Here is a 17,095-nt window from a genome sequence, read left to right on the forward strand (position 1 = left end):
ATAGCTACCTAGCAATATCAAGTAAATTATCTCGCACACCATTGATTCTGAACCAACCAGCGATACTAAAACGCTCGGCATTAGTTGGTAACACCTCATGTGGGAACTGCTCTGATAAGAATACGAACAAACGCCCTGAGCGTGGGGGAATGGTTGCAATTTTAGTGTCATTCAAATCGTATACTACTAATTCACCCGCGTCTTCTTCCGTCCAGGATTCGTTCATATAAAAAACGGTCGTCAATCGACGGTTTTCGTTACCTTTGAAGCAATCTAAATGTTTTTGATAGAAGTCCCCTTTCTCGTACTTGGCAAAATGAGCTTCGTACTCAAAAAGTCCAAGAAACAAGTGACGGTTCACTTCTTGGCGGATCTCTTCCATTTTATCCAAGTAAGAAGTAACAGCATGCCCCATATTTGGCGATAACCATTGAATCTTGTCACTACGAATAGATTCAATACGAGTAACATCATCGTTACGACCAATACGTGCTTTTTTCCAATTGCTTGGAATGCAATCTCGCAGTTGAGCCACCTCTTGTTCAGAAAGAAAGTCATCCCAGATGTAGTAGCCATTGGTTGCTAACGCATCGATCATTTTATTCATTATTTTCGTTCACTCGTGTTAGTTGGGCGCTCTATATAAAAAATCTGCGACACAACAACAAATGCGATTTTTTATCGAGACGACAACGGAGCAAAACGAGAATTAAAATAGACGATACAAGATACAAAAATGCCGCTCATGTGAGCGGCAATGTCGTTTGTTATTGACGAGCTTCTAATCTCGTTGCTCTAATTCGCAACGGACGAAGACGCTTAATGCTAGGGCGCTGTTTGTTTTTTAGCTGGATATGACAAAGTTCCAGAATCAAACCAAATGCCATCGCAAAGTACACATAACCTTTATTGATATGAATTGCGAAGCCTTCTGCCATCAATAAGCCACCCAATAAAACGAGGAACAGCAATGCCAACGTTTTAAAGCCGGGATAGCGCGTCACCAGATTATTGATTTTTTCAGCAGTCATTACCATCACGATTGCAGACGAGACAATCGCCGCGACCATAAGCGGGACATCACTTGTCAAACCGACGGCGGTTATCACCGAGTCCATTGAGAATACCGCATCCACAGCAACAATCTGCAGCAGCACTACCGCTAATCCAGTACGAGCATGAGTCGAGTGGCCAGATTCATTGTGATTTAGCCAGCTCCACAACTCTTTCAGGCTTTTTGCCAATAAGAATGCACCACCCGCGATCATGATCACGTCTCTTCCGGTAAACGCTTGGTTTACGATGGAAAACAGTGGTTGAGTCAACTGCATAATCCAAGAGATAGAAAAAACCAATGCAATACGAGCAATAACGGCAAGGCCGATGCCAAGGTTTCTTGCCAGTTTACGTTGGTGCTGTGGCAATCTTTCACATAGGACGGAGATAAAAACGACGTTATCAACGCCTAAGACAACTTCAAGCGCAAACAAAGTGGCGAAAATCGCCCAAGCCTCTGGTTGCATGAAAAGTTCTAACATGAGTACGCCTCCAATGATGGGAAGACATACGGTGAAGGGTTCTGTCGACTAAAGGGGTCGTCCATTAATTATTTATACCTCTGTTACTTAAGGATCTTGAGTAAATCACCAAACAATTAACAACACAATGGCTATTTTTAAAGGCAATGACGGCTTTTCATTCGTACACAAACTATTCAGCCATCGCACTAGAAAGATAAATGAAATAGAAATTCTAAAATTGAGGAAAGGAAAATGCCAAAGACCTAATAAATCCAAGAGAATTCTTTAATCTTACAAAGGTCAAGTTATTTATTACGCAACACGTTAAATACATTGAGCTCAAAGCGAAAGATGCTCATTTACGAGATAAACAATAGTAAAAATTTGTTTCATCCTGATATACTGCCAAAAATCATAAGAAACCATGCTATTTATGGACTACATTGCTCTTTCACGCATTAGCCTAAAACACCTCACTGTATTGCATATGTTGTTAACCACTCACAGTGTTACGCTTGCCGCAGAGCGCCTGTGTGTAACACCTTCGAGCGTCAGTAAAACACTTGGACAATTACGTGAAACGCTGAAAGATGACCTCTTCTATCGCGATGGTACTCGCTTGGTACCAACGGCATTTGCGCTGCACATTGGCCCCTCGATCCATGGCATACTCTCTAGCATGAATGGATTATTACATCAAGGCTCATTTAATCCAGCTTACTATCAGGGCAGTTTCTCATTAGCTATGCGTGAAAGTTCGTTTGAGCTTTTTGCGCCAGTTCTACAGCATTTATCTCAGCAACTCGGTAATCACGCACATTTGAATGTGCATGCAAAAGAGGAAATGAGTTTCGATGCGTTGGTAAGAGGCCAAGTGGACTTTTTGCTGCTTCCACACGATCTTAGTCAGCCGCCCACGCAAAACAAAGACTTGGTATGGCAAACCATTCTGAAAGATGAAATGGTTTGTTTAATGGGACCATCAAATCCACTCTCTAATCAGCCTTTGTCTATTGAAAGCTACCTCTGTGCAAGACACATTGGGATTCATGATAAAGATCTCTCACAACCTTATTTCGAGCAGAACCTCACACAAAGGCACTCGAAGCGAAATATGGCTATGCGTGTAGCGGATTTTGGCTCAGCTGCGGTGATGTGTCAGCACTCAGATTACTTGTTCACCTGTTCCAAACTTTGGGCAAGGGCGGCCATGCAAGCAAAAGGCTTGGTTGAACAATCCCTTCCATTCGATTATGGACAGGTAGCCTACAGCCTCGTTTGGAACAAAGCGAGCTTGAACGATCCGGCTTTAAAATGGCTACAAAAACAATTGCTCGATGCCTGTGCCATGCTAGACGCGTGCGATGCGTGAGTAAGATAACGAATCAAAACTGCATTACGTGAGTACAGTCGGCACTGCGATGGAGTTACTCACGTAACGTAAAAGTTCTGATTTTAAGCGTTCGATATCATGGCGCGAGCAGACATCCCAAGTTAGCGCCTCCCCCATGACTCCGTGATGTTGAAATGCATTTAAACGGATAAGCACCGATTCAGGCAAAGTACTCAAATAGCGCCCAATCGCTACGATTTCTATATCTAAATCACTTTTCCCTGGAATATGCAGTAACCGAACTTCATACAATTTTTCATGCTTTGCAAGATACTGAAGCGTTTTGAATACACGATGATTATCACGCCCAGTTAGCCATTGATGCGTCTCTGTCTGCCACGATTTCAAATCGATCATCGCACCGTCCAGAAAAGGAAGCACACGCTGCCAACCTGTCACTGATAAAGAGCCATTGCTATCGATGAAACAAGAAAGGTGCTGTAGCTCAGGATCTTGCTTCATCCCTTTAAACAGCTCAATAATGAAAGGAAGTTGTAAGGTAGATTCCCCACCGGATACTGTAACACCACTGATAAAAAAGCGATGCTTGCGTATCAAATCGAGCATTGTTACCACAGAGTAGTCAGTAATTTTTGGATTAGATTGGTTCTGACATATCTCTATACAATGATCGCAGTGGGTGCACTCCTCTTTAAGCCAAACAACGTTGTTGTTTTCGTCGAACTTCAGTGCGTCTGCCGGGCACTCACTCACACAATCACCACAGTGATTACAATGGTTTATTGTATGAGGGTTATGACAGTTCAAACACTGATAGTTACAACCCTGTAGAAAGATGACTAGACGATTTCCTGGCCCATCAACACAAGAGAAAGGAAGGATACGAGTGACTTTTGCCAAAAGGCTTCCACTTCGTCTAGACATCTTGTTCTTTCCTAAACCGACCTTTACGCCTGCGTGTAGGTCGGTGTCATTTCATGACTCACCACACGTGGTGAGCGATCTAAAATCCCAGTATTTTTTGCCGCCTCTGCTCCCAGAAACGTCGTATTGGTTCTCGAACCTTCTTCATCATATTTTGCGATATCAGAAAGTTTGACCATGTATCCCGTAACGCGAATCAAATCATTTGAGGCCACATTCGCGGTAAACTCACGATAGCCTGCATTTAATGCCCCTTTGCACAAATTGAACATCGCTTCTGGGTTTGATTTCACCGTTTCATCAATCGTCAAAATATCGCTGATACCTGCACGATAATACTGGTGATGCTCAGCTGTTGCTTGTACATAAGTGACAGGGTCTGGCTCCGTGCCATAAGGAAGACGCACACCTGGCGTAACGCCAAGATCTAAGCTAATACCACCTTGAGCATGTAAGAGCGCTTTACCATCCAAACCATATTTCACTGGGGTTGACTCCACTAGTTTCGCCAGTGTGGCTGAAACATCATGAGCAAAAGCATTCGCACGTTCATCTTTTCCGTACTGCCCCATTTGGCCTTCTTTTTCGAACAGAAGGTTCACCGCTTCTGCCATACCATAAATGCCATACATTGGTGCGAAACGGGACTCTTCAATCAACCCTTCTTGCGTCAAAAATCCTTGAAAGAAATTGGACTTTTCATGCAAGTGCGTACTTCTAGCGTCTATCAACTCAACCATTAATTGATGGTATAGAGGTAAAACACTGTTTAAGAAGTCGTTACAATCCGATGCTCGTTCTGCAACTTCTTTTAGGTTCATTCGCACCAGCGTGTTTGAACCACCAGCCAGTGGCAGTGAATTGTAGCAACTTACAATACCAAAACGTGAACCGCTGTAGGCTTTCGAGTGCACAGGGTAATTGGCAATATGAGGCTTACTACACTCGCAAATATTCTGCGTCGCTTGACGAAGTAAATCATCAGGCGTGACCGACTCGTCGTACATGAAAGTAAGATTTGGCGCAATCTGCTTGAGCTCGGCGTCCACTTTTAAAATAGTGCGACAAATAATGTTGTCTGTCGGTCCGACATTCACGTGCATAAACGCATCTGGCAATGTGCGATCCAACATGATCCAAAAATGTTTTAACTTTTTGTAAATTTGATTCTCTGTCAGGTCGCCTATGTAAGGCAGTAAGACATCATCCAACTGACCTAAATACACCGGAATATTCGTTACCGATGGAACATGATGGTAAATGATGGTGAGCATATTCAGCGCATCATCGAAATCGGCAGCTGGAAGCAACTCTAGATACTCAGAGCCTTGCGATAGGAACTTAGCGTAATCAGGCAGCACATAGCGTGGTTTGAAAGGTGCATGGCCTTCAAACATATCACAGATGATTCCTTCATCCATTGCTTGTCTTAGCGATGGGGAAATCGACATGTAAGGAATACACGCTTCCGCCTCCAAGGCCAAAAAGTTCGACTTTTGTTTTGGAGAAAGACGAACATCAGTCGCAATGTCTAGAAAACGTTGTTGTAGTTCAGAAAGGCTTTTCATCTGAGATGTCCCTGAAAAAGTAACCACAAACCCACAAGATAAAACATGGATTCTACCCCTAAAGAGTAACGTGATTTTACTCCGGCTTACCTGTTGCCACTAATGAAAATAAACAAAACGTCTATTTCCATAATGGAAATAAGCTAACGCTAAATTAGGTTATTGCAACTTACGCTATTGAAATAACCCAACCATGCACCGAACACGTGCTTTCTTATCGGTTTGCCGTCGACAACATGACGCCCGCGCTAATAAATACTCCGCCAGTCAGGCGATTGAACAACTTGGCTCTTCCAGCGACAAACAGCCAGCCTGAAGCTTTTACACCTAATAATGCATAAAATGTTAGCCAACTTAGCTCAAACACCACAAATGTAGATGCAAAAATCGCGTATTGAGCCAGCAAAGGCGCAGAGGGATCAATGAACTGAGGAAACAAAGCGGTAAAAAAGACAATCGCTTTCGGGTTACTAGCGCCAACAATAAAACCACTGGTGAACGCGCTGATCGTATTCGAGGAGCTTTGGACGGCTGCCGTTTTGTCAAAATCCGTTTGAGAAGAGCGCAGCGCTTGAATGCCTAACCAGATTAAATAAGCGGCACCACACCATTTGATGATATTGAAGACCAGCTCAGATGAGGCAATCACAACCCCTAACCCGGTAAAAGAAAGCGTTAATATAATAGTGATCGCTGATAAACTGCCTAGCGCAGTCATGAGGGCAATACGAAACCCACTACTCACACCTTTACTTAAACACAGCAATGAGCTTGGCCCAGGCGATGCAGTGAGCACCAAAATGGCCAGGGTGTAAAAAATCCATGTATCAATTTGCATTGGCATCCCTTCCCGCAAAAAGTTGAGGGTTATATCTCAATCTTTATTGAGATATTCCTAGCTCAGTTTCCATCCATGAAACTCGATTCTTTAATAACCACCTAGTCCCTACATAATTTAGAAACCATTAATAGATAGTTATGCAATCAAAATACGCTCTGCATGCAAGGTTGTAAAGCATGTTTATTTTTCTTAATCATAAAAAGGCTTGGGATCGATTTCTAACGATGACGGAGCGACTGCTCTTTCTATTTTGTGTAGGCTATTTTTCAAATCGACCATCGCCACATCGATATAACGCTGATATTTGCGTGAGTAAAAACACTTCACTTCTGGCTTTAAAGCTTGAGAGTCATTTGAGGACCAAACAATACCAACACGCCCATCACTCAACTCAACAATAGAGCCCACTGGGTACATCCCAACGCAATTAATGAACTTGTAGACTAGGTCTGCATCTAAATGAAATGGCGTTAAACTCAACAAGATTTTAAACGCTTCTGCTGAGCTCATGCCTTTTTTGTAGCAGCGATCGGCCGTCAATGCATCGTAAATATCAACAATACAACTCATGCGGCCGTGAATCGGAATCTCATCGCCTTTCAAGCCTCTAGGGTAACCATTGCCATCTAACTTCTCATGATGCATCAAACAGACATCGCGACTCACATCACTAAGGCCCTTTACATGGAGAATAATCTCACCAGCGAACACTTGATGTAGCTTCATGTGTTCAAACTCTTCAGGTGTTAGCTTTGCTGGTTTATGCAAAATCTTGTCATCAACTTTAATTTTACCTACATCATGAATGATGCCACCAATAGCGAGCTGCTTTAGTGTCTGCTTATCTAACCCCAAGTACTTACCAAATGACACTAAAAGGCAAGCCACATTGACGGAGTGTTCCAACAAGTAGGAGTCTTTTTTTCGGAGTGCAGAAACACATTGCAACGCATCTGAGTCGATAAAAACGCTTTCAATGACATCATCGGCCCAAGCTTCTACCTCATCAACTTCAATGATTTTGCCTTCAAAAGTTTGATTCAATAGTTTCTGCGCCAGATCTTTTGCTTCCGCAATTAGCTTTTTGGCTCGTTTATGTTGAACATCTCTCGAGCGATAAGCGCGTTGAACCTTCGAAAAGTCAGAGGACTTGGGCTCTCGCTCCTCTTCTACGGCAACAATGGATTCATCCACAGGCTTAAAGACACATTTCTGAGAAGATAATGTTTGATCTACCCAAACATACTTCACGCCGCTCGCGGTAAGCTTCTTAATGCCCTCTGGGCTAGATATCCGCCCTGCATTGGCTAAATTTACGCGCTTGTTGTGCTCTATCGCGGTAACAAACATACCAACGCCGACATCAGCGAGCGCAATTTTGATTGAATTTTTTGGATCGTACTGCATAAAAAGAAAGCTTACTCGATATTAACGGCAGTATTATAAGAGATTTGATTAATTGGCGTGATAATAAATTAGAATTGATTACTATTAATGAGCATCCTGTCAATTAATAACCCATCGCGATCACTAAGCCCTTTTTGTTAATATGGTCTTTAGCCTAGCAAATATACGGATATGACACTCAAGAACAGAACCTCTAACCGACACGTCTTAAAATAACTTGAGGATAATTATTCATAAATATTTATAGATTGCGGACAGCATCAATAACTGTATTTTATAAATGATTTTTACTGTTGACTATTTTTTATAAATGTCGATGATTAGCCGCCTAATCTTAGTATGTTATTAACCTAGTAGCGCATAAAATGATAGCCAAACAATTTGAACTGATACTTTTGTGATTGTAATGTACGCCAACAGATCAACTCTATGTTATCAAACCCCCACACTCATCTCTGATGCTAACACGCTCGAGGAGGAAATATCTTGACCACCATATTTGACCAACAAGCCTCAGATAGTGACCGAGAGTTCCTGAAAATCGTTGAAGAACGATTCATTCATATCTTCGACGTATTTAACGAAGGCCTCTTCTACATGGATGAGTTTGGTACCATGGTATTTTACAACAAAGGCTTCTATGAACAGCTCGGTATTAACGCTGGCCGAATCAGTTTAGAGCAATGGTTAGAGCTTGTTCATCCTCTTGATCGAGAAAGGCTGTCCACAAGGGTCGATGCGCACATCACGACCAACAATAAGAGGGTTACAACCACTTACCGAGTGCGTAAACCCAATGGACAATACGTCTGGATAGAAGGCGTAGCCATGACCAAAGAAACAGAACATGGCCATTACATGGTTGGCAGCCATCGCGATATTTCTGAGCGTAAGCTGATGGAAAGTTACATCCATCAAGTTGCATTTCATGACAACGCGTCAGGCATGGCTAACCGCGCCCATCTCTTGCTGGATATCGAGGACAGTGTACGTACCACCGATTCTTGCGCGTCTATTTGTTATATTCAGATCGAAGACATCAAATCTTACTTGAATCAATATGGCAGCGAACTGGTCGATGGGTTAGTAGAGAAGTTGCTACAAACTCTCAGTCACTTGCCCTCTCCAAACAGCTCGGTGTATCGCGTACATGATGATGACTTTGCGATTTTGATTCACGATGAGTGCTCAATAGAAGCGCTACAGAGTTACGCCGAAAGTTTAAAACAAACCTACCATGAAGCGGTGATTGAAGAAGGCCAATACCTAGGTAGCAACATTAGCATTGGTTTGTATCCTTGTATTGACCCTAGTCACTCCGCAGAGGAAATTTTACGTAAAGCGGCAAGAACTTGTCAGTACGCGAGCGAACAAAATAAAGACCGCGTCGCGGTCTACAGTGAGAAGACGCAGCATGCCGTTGATCGCTACTTCTTTATTGAGCAAGGTCTTAAAAGTGCGCTAGAAAAACAGACATTAAGTGTTAAGTTCCAGCCAATTATTGACGCCAAAAGCTCAAAAGTGGTGAGCTTCGAATCACTAGTGCGCTGGCGTAGCAAAGAGTTTGGCGAAATTTATCCCGACGAGTTTATCCCTGTAGCAGAGAACAAAGGATTGATCGTCGAACTGGGATATCAAGTATTTGCCAAAGCGTGTGAATTCATCAAAAACTACCGTGAACGTTACCAAAACCAAGTTCGTGTTAACGTGAACGTTTCTGTACTTCAGTTGATGAACAGCGAATTCCCTACGCGAATTAAAGCCATGGCGGATGAAGCTGGCGTTGACCCCGAGTCTATTGTTTTGGAACTGACAGAAACGTTTATTTTGGATAATAACCAGACGGCCATTGCTCCCCTAAGCACGCTCAGGGAGTTAGGTTTTGCACTCTCGCTCGATGACTTTGGCTCTGGTTACAGTTCATTAAATAGCTTCTTCGACTTGCCGATGACACAAATCAAAATTGATAAGTCGATGGCATGGAAGACACTGACCAATCGCTCTTCTCAAGAGTATTTGAAGTTTCTTATCACTATGTGTCAGGAAAATAATATTGAAGTGGTGATAGAAGGCATCGAAGACGCAAAAATGTGTGACTTCTTTTCCGAGATGGGCGTCGATTATTTGCAAGGTTATTGGTTCTCTAAACCACTCTCTGTTGCCAGTGCCAGTCGCTATTCATTGAGCTAAACCGTTCTTCTGCGAAATAATCCCAGAATTAACGCTATTCCGCACGGCCACGTTAAGCATGCTGAACTACTCACAGTAAATTTCAGACACTAACTGGCCGTGACGAAAACAACCTTAGAGAGCCTTGATTAACGTAGGCGCTCAAAAACAACACTCTGATCTAAGTGTTCGTGATATTGAGTGTAATCTAAGCCCATATCAAAGATATATTGAGTCACCAAGTTTCTAACGCACTCAATCAATTGGCTCGCTTGCCATGGCTTCTCAAAGTAGCGATCAATACCTGCGGAGTTAATCGCATTAATGGTATCCGTGTGCGTCGCCTGCCCCGTCAGAAGCACTTTACGTGTGCGAACAAAACGACTGTCTTGTGATACCTCTGTCAGTAGTTCCACTCCTGTTTTACCTGGCATAACATGATCGGAAATTATTAATGCGATCATCTCGCCTTCTGCATCAAGCTCATCCATCAGTTCTAGAACCTCACCTGCGGATTCGCAGTCTTCGATATTCAACCACTGATGTAACGGCTCTAAGTCTTGTAGAACCGCGCTTAATACCTCTCGTTGGTCATCAACGCAAATTACATTAAGCTTCTCCATGTTCACCCTCTACTGGTAACTTGATTCTAAAAATTGTTTTTTCACTGTCGCTCTTTACCACAATAGAGCCGTTATATCCGGCGATAATGCGTTTCACAATCGACAGCCCTAATCCTAAACCAAACGATAACCCACCCTTTTTAGTGGTGAAGTTTGGCCGGAAAATTTTTCTGCGTGTCGCTTCATCGATTTCTGGTCCGTTGTTAGCAATCGTGACCAAAATTTTCCCCTTACTCTCTCTAGTATGTATTTCGATCCCCGGATCTTCGGTTTGACCAAGTGCATCACACGCATTCTTTAAAATATTGACCCAAACTTGGACGAGTTCGGTTTGAGAGCCAACAAAATCCGGCAACTCCGCTGGGCTAAAACGTACGCTCACGCGTCTTAAGTCACTTTGCAATAGGGCCAGCGCTCGATTGATTGAGTCATTAATATTAAACGCTTCATCCAAGTCGATATCCGTACGCCCCAATTGTTTCACTGAACGTACAATGCCAACAGTATGTTTAGAGGCAATACGCAAATCATGAAGGTCTCGCCCCATTTGCCAGAAACGTATCGCTTCTTCGGGTCTTTTTAACCAATGCTCCGACAGGAAATTATTTGGAACGGCACGAGCGAGATCACGCGCGAGATCCTTAGGTAAGCCGTAATATTTTTCGAAGTGACGCCCCCGCTTTCTCGCTTCGCTGGAAGAGACTTTCTGTCCTTGCATCAAACCAAAATCAAAAAACTGACTCGCTTCCGGATGAACTTCTTCAAGCAATTCCATGATGACCGACTCGAGTCGCTCAGATTTACTGCTTACCACACCAATAGCATTGTTCAACTCATGAGCAATACCCGCGGCAAGCTGCCCTAACGTTGTCATTTGCTCTGCGGTATGAAGCTTTTGCAACGCTTTTTCTTTAGCTAAGGCCTCTTGCATTGCACGCCGTTGACGCCGAGATAATTCGTTCACCATCACAGGCATAAATTGTGTCGTCAATGGTCCGTATGTCGCCTCTTCCACCGCGGGCGTATCACGCTGTATCCAAGCCAGTTCAACATCGGTTTGAGCAATCACTGTCGAAGAGGCTGTCCATGTACCAGAAAAGAAACTATGTACGCCAATAAACGCACCTTGAGACGCAGAAAATACCTGAATTGGCTTCTTGTCGTCTTCCGCATAATAGCCAGCCAACTCTCCTGAAAGCACGTAGTACAACCGATCGTTGTAGCCAGCTTGCTCGATCAGCACCGATCCGGATAAAACCGTTAATCGGCGTTCAAGATGGTTAAAATAGCGTTGTACTAACGCATCTAGTTTCGTTTCGTACATGGGTTACCAAATATGCCCAACGGTATGTAAAATCCAAACCATAACAAAACTAAGTAATACACCAATCACGCCCAGCACTGCACCGATACGAGCCATTTGGCTGCTTTCGACATGCCCAGTAGCATGAGCTAACGCGTTTGGTGGCGTACTGATTGGTAACGACATACCGAGTGAAGCGGCAAATGTCACGACTAAGATCAGCGTCACTTCTCCACCCAATGGCGTTAACGAAGTCATCGAGGTACCTAGCGCAGCCATAATCGGCATAAGTAAGTTTGCAGTAGCCGTATGCGACATAAAGTTTGCCATTAACAAGCACAAGAAAGCCGCACCAAACAAGACCACATATGGCGAGAACTGATCAAACGGAATACTGTGTACCACCAGCTTCGCAAGCCCTGTTTTATCCAGAGCAAGACCCAGAGCGATACCACCTGACACCAACCAAAGCACGTCCCAAGAAATTTTCTTCAAATCTTCCTTGTTGATAATGCCCGTCAATGAGAATACCGCGACCGGAATTAATGCCACTGTGTAAGAGTTCATTCCATGTGCTGAACCCATCAACCAAAGAATAATCGTACCTGCGAAGGTGACATAGACAATCATCGCTTTTGGTGTTTTCAAAAACTTGCTCTTAATATTCAGATCGATGGTGGTTTGCTCGGCTTTATACAAAAAGCCAATCAGAAACCACGCTAGTGCCATCATTACAATGACGAATGGCACGCCAAATACCATCCATTCACCAAAGGTAATTAAGTTGTCACCAACCAAATATTTCAGCGCGATAGCATTCGGGGGCGTGCCGATTGGTGTACCAATACCACCAATGTTGGCGGCAACAGGAATACACAAGGCAAACGCAATTCGACCGGGATCTTTAGGTCCAAATACCGCAATCACAGGGGTTAGAATCGACAACATCATCGCTGTTGTTGCGGTGTTTGACATAAACATGGAAAAGACAGCGGTGATCAACATCAAACCCAACATAACGAACTTTGGGTTTTGCCCAAATGGTTTTAGCAACACGCGTGCTAAGTTGACATCCAGCCTGTACTTTGTCGCCGCCATAGCTAAGAAGAACCCGCCGAGGAATAGCATAATAATCGGGCTAGCGAAAGTCGCCATTATCTCGTTATATTGCAACAGATCACCAAAATGTGGCTGCCCTTCTTGCAAACGAAAAAGTACGATGCTTTTATTCGAAACAAGCAATAGTTCGAGCACAATGATAACGACCGAAGTGGCGTAGATTGGAATGGGTTCAAACACCCAACAGAGTGCAGCAAGCAAGAAGATTGCGATCACTCTCTGCTGGACTATAGTAATGCCATCAAATGGGAATGCAGAGAGGGGCATTAACCAAATAAGCAATGGTATCAATGTTGGAATAATGTATTTGAGATAAGGGCGCATAGTACTACTTCTCTTCCTGAGATGGTTAGCCAGACACGTTTGGCGTTTGGAACGCCATTACCCACCGCAATACCGAAGCTTTTAGGCTCTGACTAAGCCTTCAGAGACGAAAAATGCAGTAATGGCTTGTTCCAGAGAAGATTATGCACACTGTTTTCAAACAAAACTTTGGTGCGAGATCAATGAACTTGTTTTAACATTGGAAAACATTTTATATCTGTGTTCAAGCTCACTAAATGCTCACGATTTCAGTGAAATATACTTTTCCATCATAAAGTTAGTTAAGGTTTCTCCCCTAACTTCAGCACGTTGCTGAACCTTAACTGTGAACCCCATTTTCTCGTAGAAAGGTCGGGCAGTGATACTCACTTCAGAGTACAGTCGCTCTATCCCCTTTACTTTCGCCTGTGAAAATAGAAAAGACATCAAATCACGACCAATACCTTGGCCTTGATATTCATGGTGACAAAAGAAATGGTCAATCAAGCCGTCACTTTGCAAATCACAATAGCCAACGATCTGCCCTTCTATTTCCGCGATATAGGGTTGAATAGCATCCATTGTGCGTTGCCATGAATTGAGATCAAAATCTGATGGGGCCCAAGCTGAAACTTGTGATTCGGTATAATCGCGACGATTAATGACTCGTACAGTGTGGTAAAAAAGTGTCCACAATATTGGAGCATCCTCTGTGCGATAGCGACGTATTGAGAGCATCGGTTCAACCATTCCTATTCGATAAATACCAAGTATTAACGCAAAGTAATACTGGTGAACTCATCATTTTCAATACCAACCACTAAAGGCTTTTCAAGCTGATCGCTGTTCATCAATACGGTGGTATTCAGCTCTCGACTTGATCTGCGTATTTTGCTTTTTCTGATGATATGTATATTAACAATGTAATCGGAATATTCCTTCGTGACTCCTCCAGAAAACTCCACATGCTCACTTTCATTATCTTGGACCACATGAAATTTTCGATTTGCTTGAATATCCGCACTGAGTGAAGAGTCACCGTAGTTCAGTACAACGGACGTTGGTTCACTATCTTGATTGGCAAAACAGCCAAATGCGAACATGCATAATGCAAGTATACTTTTTGATTTAAACATTGGTTATTCAATTTCTAGTTATTTTTCTGCCATTTGCATTACCAAATAGCACTCCTTCCGTAATCGCCCATTGTGCCACAGGTGTACGCAAGTCTCTAAATACAGTAAAAGGATGTACGATGAAATTCCGCTAAAAATGGGGAAATCACAATGCAGCTGAGGATAAATCAGCCTACTTAATCGCTCCCAATAACACCCAAGCAATTGTTTTTATTTAATTTTAAATTACTAAATAGTGTAAGCAATATACGTACAAGCTCTTACTTTTTCATACGCAACTAAGCGAGTTAATAGAGAAAGACAATATTTTCTATGCCACATGTTACAAATCTACTCATCTCATTATCACGTATGAACCGATATTGTAGCGCTAGCCTTTCCTTCTTTTTAACGAAAGGAAGATTTAACAATAAGGCTTGCACCTATTTTATAGCTAAAATCAATAAAGCATTTCCAACATCGGTTGGTCTAGGAGCGATCAATGAAAAACTCTCTCAGTTTTACTCATCTATTAAAAGTTGGCTTGATATCAATCGCAGCTTTGATGGGTGGATGCACTCAAGGAGATTGGCGTACCGCAAGCAGAGAACCTGCCGGTATCGCGCCTGACCCTTCCAATGTAAAACATGCCGTAATTGAGTTTTATGCCGCAGATGCATTTGGTTGGCGAGGCTGGTTTGCGGTGCACACTTGGTTTGCAGTAAAGCCTGAAAATGCGAACGAATATACCGTGTATGAAGTGGTTGGGTGGCGCGTGAATCGTGGACAACCCGCTCTGTATCAATACCAAACGGGCACACCAGATCGCTACTGGTATGGTGCGAAGCCAGAAAAAATACTCTCAATACAAGGTGAAAAAGCCGATAAACTTATCCCGAAAATACAAAGTGTTATCAACCAATACCCTTGGGCTGAAGAATACACGTTGTTTCCAGGACCAAATAGCAACACATTCCCGGCTTGGGTGGGCAAGCAAATTCCAGAGTTAGAACTCGACTTGCCATTTAGAGCAATTGGTAGCGGCTACGCCAACGAATAGAACAAAAGCTTGGTAACTGGCGCGTTTTACGTTCAGCGCATAGCACTATACCTATTGTGCGTCTTCACCCAACTCGGTTCTGTTTCTTCCGTTGCGCTTTGCTTTATACAGAGCGTTGTCAGCGTCTTTCATTACCGCTTCAATTGGCATATCGTTGCCTTTCCAGTGAGAAACACCAAGTGATACCGTTACCTTACCAACGACCAGGAAATCGTGTTTTTCTACGTTATGCCTAATCCGCTCAGCGACATCAACCGCGTGATGAACATCCGTCTCTTCAAGGAACATCATGAACTCTTCCCCACCGGAACGGCAAAGATGATCATTCGCTCGGGCCTGCTCTTTCATCAACTGAGCGAATTCTTTGAGTAGATTGTCACCCACATCATGACCATAGTTATCATTCACGCTCTTAAAGTGATCAATATCCAAAGCTAAAATAGAAAAAGCGGTGTTTTCTTGCTTAAACAAGCCTAGAACTTTGTCTAAGCCGCGCCGATTTAACAACCCAGTCATCGCGTCTGTTAGCGTATCCAGTTGCAGCTTATCAATGGTTTTTGAAACGATACCAAACGCTTTGAGGAAACTGAGCTTCAAATGTGAAGCCTCAAAATACCAAGACTTAACCAGCTTCAAATCATCGATGGATGAAGAGTGTTCTTCCACTCCTCGAACAGCGCCAGCCAGTTGCCATAATGGTCTTGAAATAAGTAGAGAGAAGAACCAGATCAACAGCAGAGTTAATAAACCAATTGGAATCGATTTGAAAAATACACTCCACATCTGCTCATCTAGCACCATTAACGTCATTGATTTCGGGCGCTGAGCGACAATTCCCCACCCTGATGATTCAACTGGTGCATACCCTGCTAGCATTTCAACACCGCGAGAGTTCACAATTTCTTTGTTACCACGCTGACCCATTGTCACGGCGTTAATTGCCATATTATCGTTGATCACTTCACCAACCCGCGATTTATCTGGGTGGTAGATCAGCGTATTGCTTTCGTCCACAACGTAAAGGAAAGAGCCATCTTTGTAAGCATGCTGGCTAAGTAATTCCGCAAGAATATTATCCTTCTCTAAGTAGATAGTACCGCCGATATAGCCTAAATATTCATTGGACTGAGAAAATATAGGGTATGAGATCGTTAACAGATAATTTCCTGCGGGTGAGATGAATGGCTCAGTGACAACGGGCGCTTGAGCATTTAAAGATTGACGTTTTCTTTCACCAACGAGCTTTACACCTTTCACCTGAAGTGTCTCTGGTGATACAGAAATAATGACGCCTTTCGCATTAACGACAACCACAGAGTTGAATGATTTGGTTTGCTTTCTCAGCCTCTCCGCCTCTTCGTCAAGAAACTGAGCATCGTGCATCTTATCTTTTAGCAAGTTCGCACTGTATTTTAACTGCGACATTGAGCTTTCTATGAAAGAGTCCGTCATTTCTGACATTTTTTGCGCATAAACGCGGTTGGACTCTAACGTGTTATTGATGATGAGATCTCGTTGCACTCGATAGATCGAATAAAACGCATTGATCAAAGTGACAAGCACGCTGAAAACACACAGGATTACAATAAGGTTTCTAAGATTAAGTTTTTCTCTTCTTCTAAAGGACATTTGCCAACTGCCAGCTTCGATGGCTTTTTGTATGAATGAGCGTATAGGTTATATGAAATTGATTTAATTTTCAGGTAGGAAGTTGGGAGCAGTGTTAAATATTTTCTCACATAATAGAACGCAAAATGAGCTAATAAGAGAATTCAGTGACACAAAATAA

15 protein-coding genes are annotated in these 17,095 nt (G+C 43.0%); 3 read left to right on the forward strand and 12 right to left on the reverse strand.

Translation table 11 applies throughout. The features are described from left to right. Nucleotides 1-4 precede the first annotated feature (4 nt). Together ACWPOD_RS09270 and ACWPOD_RS09275 are read right to left on the reverse strand one after the other, a co-directional pair. Nucleotides 5-607 carry a 2OG-Fe(II) oxygenase gene (locus ACWPOD_RS09270; protein WP_046875222.1) on the reverse strand — a complete coding sequence of 201 codons (603 nt, stop codon included), beginning with the start codon at nucleotides 605-607 and terminating at the stop codon, nucleotides 5-7. Nucleotides 608-767: 160 nt separating this feature from the next. After that, nucleotides 768-1,538 carry a TerC family protein gene (locus ACWPOD_RS09275; protein ID WP_167426618.1) on the reverse strand — a complete coding sequence of 257 codons (771 nt, stop codon included), beginning with the start codon at nucleotides 1,536-1,538 and terminating at the stop codon, nucleotides 768-770. Nucleotides 1,539-1,953: 415 nt separating this feature from the next. On the opposite strand from ACWPOD_RS09275, the gene ACWPOD_RS09280 reads away from it, so the two are divergent. Then, nucleotides 1,954-2,892 (forward strand): LysR family transcriptional regulator, encoded by a 939-nt coding sequence (locus ACWPOD_RS09280; protein ID WP_041853038.1) that lies wholly within the window; start codon nucleotides 1,954-1,956, stop codon nucleotides 2,890-2,892. 24 nt (nucleotides 2,893-2,916) lie between these two features. Here ACWPOD_RS09280 and ACWPOD_RS09285 read toward each other — a convergent pair whose 3' ends face one another. The 4 genes from ACWPOD_RS09285 to ACWPOD_RS09300 all read right to left on the reverse strand — a co-directional run bounded on the left by ACWPOD_RS09285 (nucleotide 2,917) and on the right by ACWPOD_RS09300 (nucleotide 7,614). Beyond that, complete coding sequence (locus ACWPOD_RS09285; RefSeq protein ID WP_145474058.1) at nucleotides 2,917-3,798, reverse strand: YjjW family glycine radical enzyme activase; 882 nt, start codon at nucleotides 3,796-3,798, stop codon at nucleotides 2,917-2,919. A gap of 23 nt (nucleotides 3,799-3,821) precedes the next feature. Then, a complete protein-coding gene (locus ACWPOD_RS09290; RefSeq protein WP_456231811.1) occupies nucleotides 3,822-5,366 on the reverse strand; it encodes a YjjI family glycine radical enzyme in 1,545 nt (514 codons plus the stop codon). Nucleotides 5,367-5,580: 214 nt separating this feature from the next. After that, entirely contained in the window at nucleotides 5,581-6,204 is a 624-nt protein-coding gene (locus ACWPOD_RS09295) for a LysE family translocator (protein ID WP_258645659.1), read from the reverse strand. Between the two features lie 192 nt (nucleotides 6,205-6,396). Next, nucleotides 6,397-7,614 carry an HD-GYP domain-containing protein gene (locus ACWPOD_RS09300; RefSeq protein ID WP_005394162.1) on the reverse strand — a complete coding sequence of 406 codons (1,218 nt, stop codon included), beginning with the start codon at nucleotides 7,612-7,614 and terminating at the stop codon, nucleotides 6,397-6,399. Nucleotides 7,615-8,100: 486 nt separating this feature from the next. Between ACWPOD_RS09300 and ACWPOD_RS09305 the strand changes: the two genes are divergently transcribed. Continuing rightward, the gene (locus ACWPOD_RS09305; protein ID WP_182033419.1) at nucleotides 8,101-9,804 is read left to right on the forward strand and encodes a putative bifunctional diguanylate cyclase/phosphodiesterase; all 1,704 of its coding nucleotides are present in this window, start codon (nucleotides 8,101-8,103) and stop codon (nucleotides 9,802-9,804) included. A gap of 128 nt (nucleotides 9,805-9,932) precedes the next feature. Here the strand turns inward: ACWPOD_RS09305 and ACWPOD_RS09310 are convergent, their stop codons facing one another. From ACWPOD_RS09310 to ACWPOD_RS09330, 5 genes are all read right to left on the reverse strand, one after another. Beyond that, entirely contained in the window at nucleotides 9,933-10,406 is a 474-nt protein-coding gene (locus ACWPOD_RS09310; RefSeq protein WP_047008729.1) for a response regulator, read from the reverse strand. Next, nucleotides 10,393-11,730, reverse strand: a complete 1,338-nt coding sequence (locus ACWPOD_RS09315) for a sensor histidine kinase (RefSeq protein WP_005394159.1) — start codon at nucleotides 11,728-11,730, stop codon at nucleotides 10,393-10,395. The genes ACWPOD_RS09310 and ACWPOD_RS09315 overlap by 14 nt, the downstream gene beginning before the upstream one ends. A 3-nt stretch (nucleotides 11,731-11,733) precedes the next feature. Further along, nucleotides 11,734-13,152: an SLC13 family permease gene (locus ACWPOD_RS09320; RefSeq protein ID WP_456231812.1), complete on the reverse strand. Its 1,419-nt coding sequence runs from the start codon at nucleotides 13,150-13,152 to the stop codon at nucleotides 11,734-11,736. Between the two features lie 240 nt (nucleotides 13,153-13,392). Beyond that, nucleotides 13,393-13,869: a GNAT family N-acetyltransferase gene (locus ACWPOD_RS09325; RefSeq protein WP_150918632.1), complete on the reverse strand. Its 477-nt coding sequence runs from the start codon at nucleotides 13,867-13,869 to the stop codon at nucleotides 13,393-13,395. Between the two features lie 35 nt (nucleotides 13,870-13,904). Continuing rightward, the gene (locus ACWPOD_RS09330; protein WP_226421637.1) at nucleotides 13,905-14,267 is read right to left on the reverse strand and encodes a hypothetical protein; all 363 of its coding nucleotides are present in this window, start codon (nucleotides 14,265-14,267) and stop codon (nucleotides 13,905-13,907) included. Between the two features lie 481 nt (nucleotides 14,268-14,748). On the opposite strand from ACWPOD_RS09330, the gene ACWPOD_RS09335 reads away from it, so the two are divergent. Continuing rightward, entirely contained in the window at nucleotides 14,749-15,306 is a 558-nt protein-coding gene (locus tag ACWPOD_RS09335; protein WP_005394154.1) for a DUF3750 domain-containing protein, read from the forward strand. 51 nt (nucleotides 15,307-15,357) lie between these two features. Here ACWPOD_RS09335 and ACWPOD_RS09340 read toward each other — a convergent pair whose 3' ends face one another. Next, nucleotides 15,358-16,935, reverse strand: coding sequence for a sensor domain-containing diguanylate cyclase (locus tag ACWPOD_RS09340; RefSeq protein ID WP_456231813.1), 1,578 nt, complete (start codon nucleotides 16,933-16,935; stop codon nucleotides 15,358-15,360). Nucleotides 16,936-17,095: the final 160 nt, after the last annotated feature.

Source organism: Vibrio sp. JZG120 (assembly GCF_053890955.1).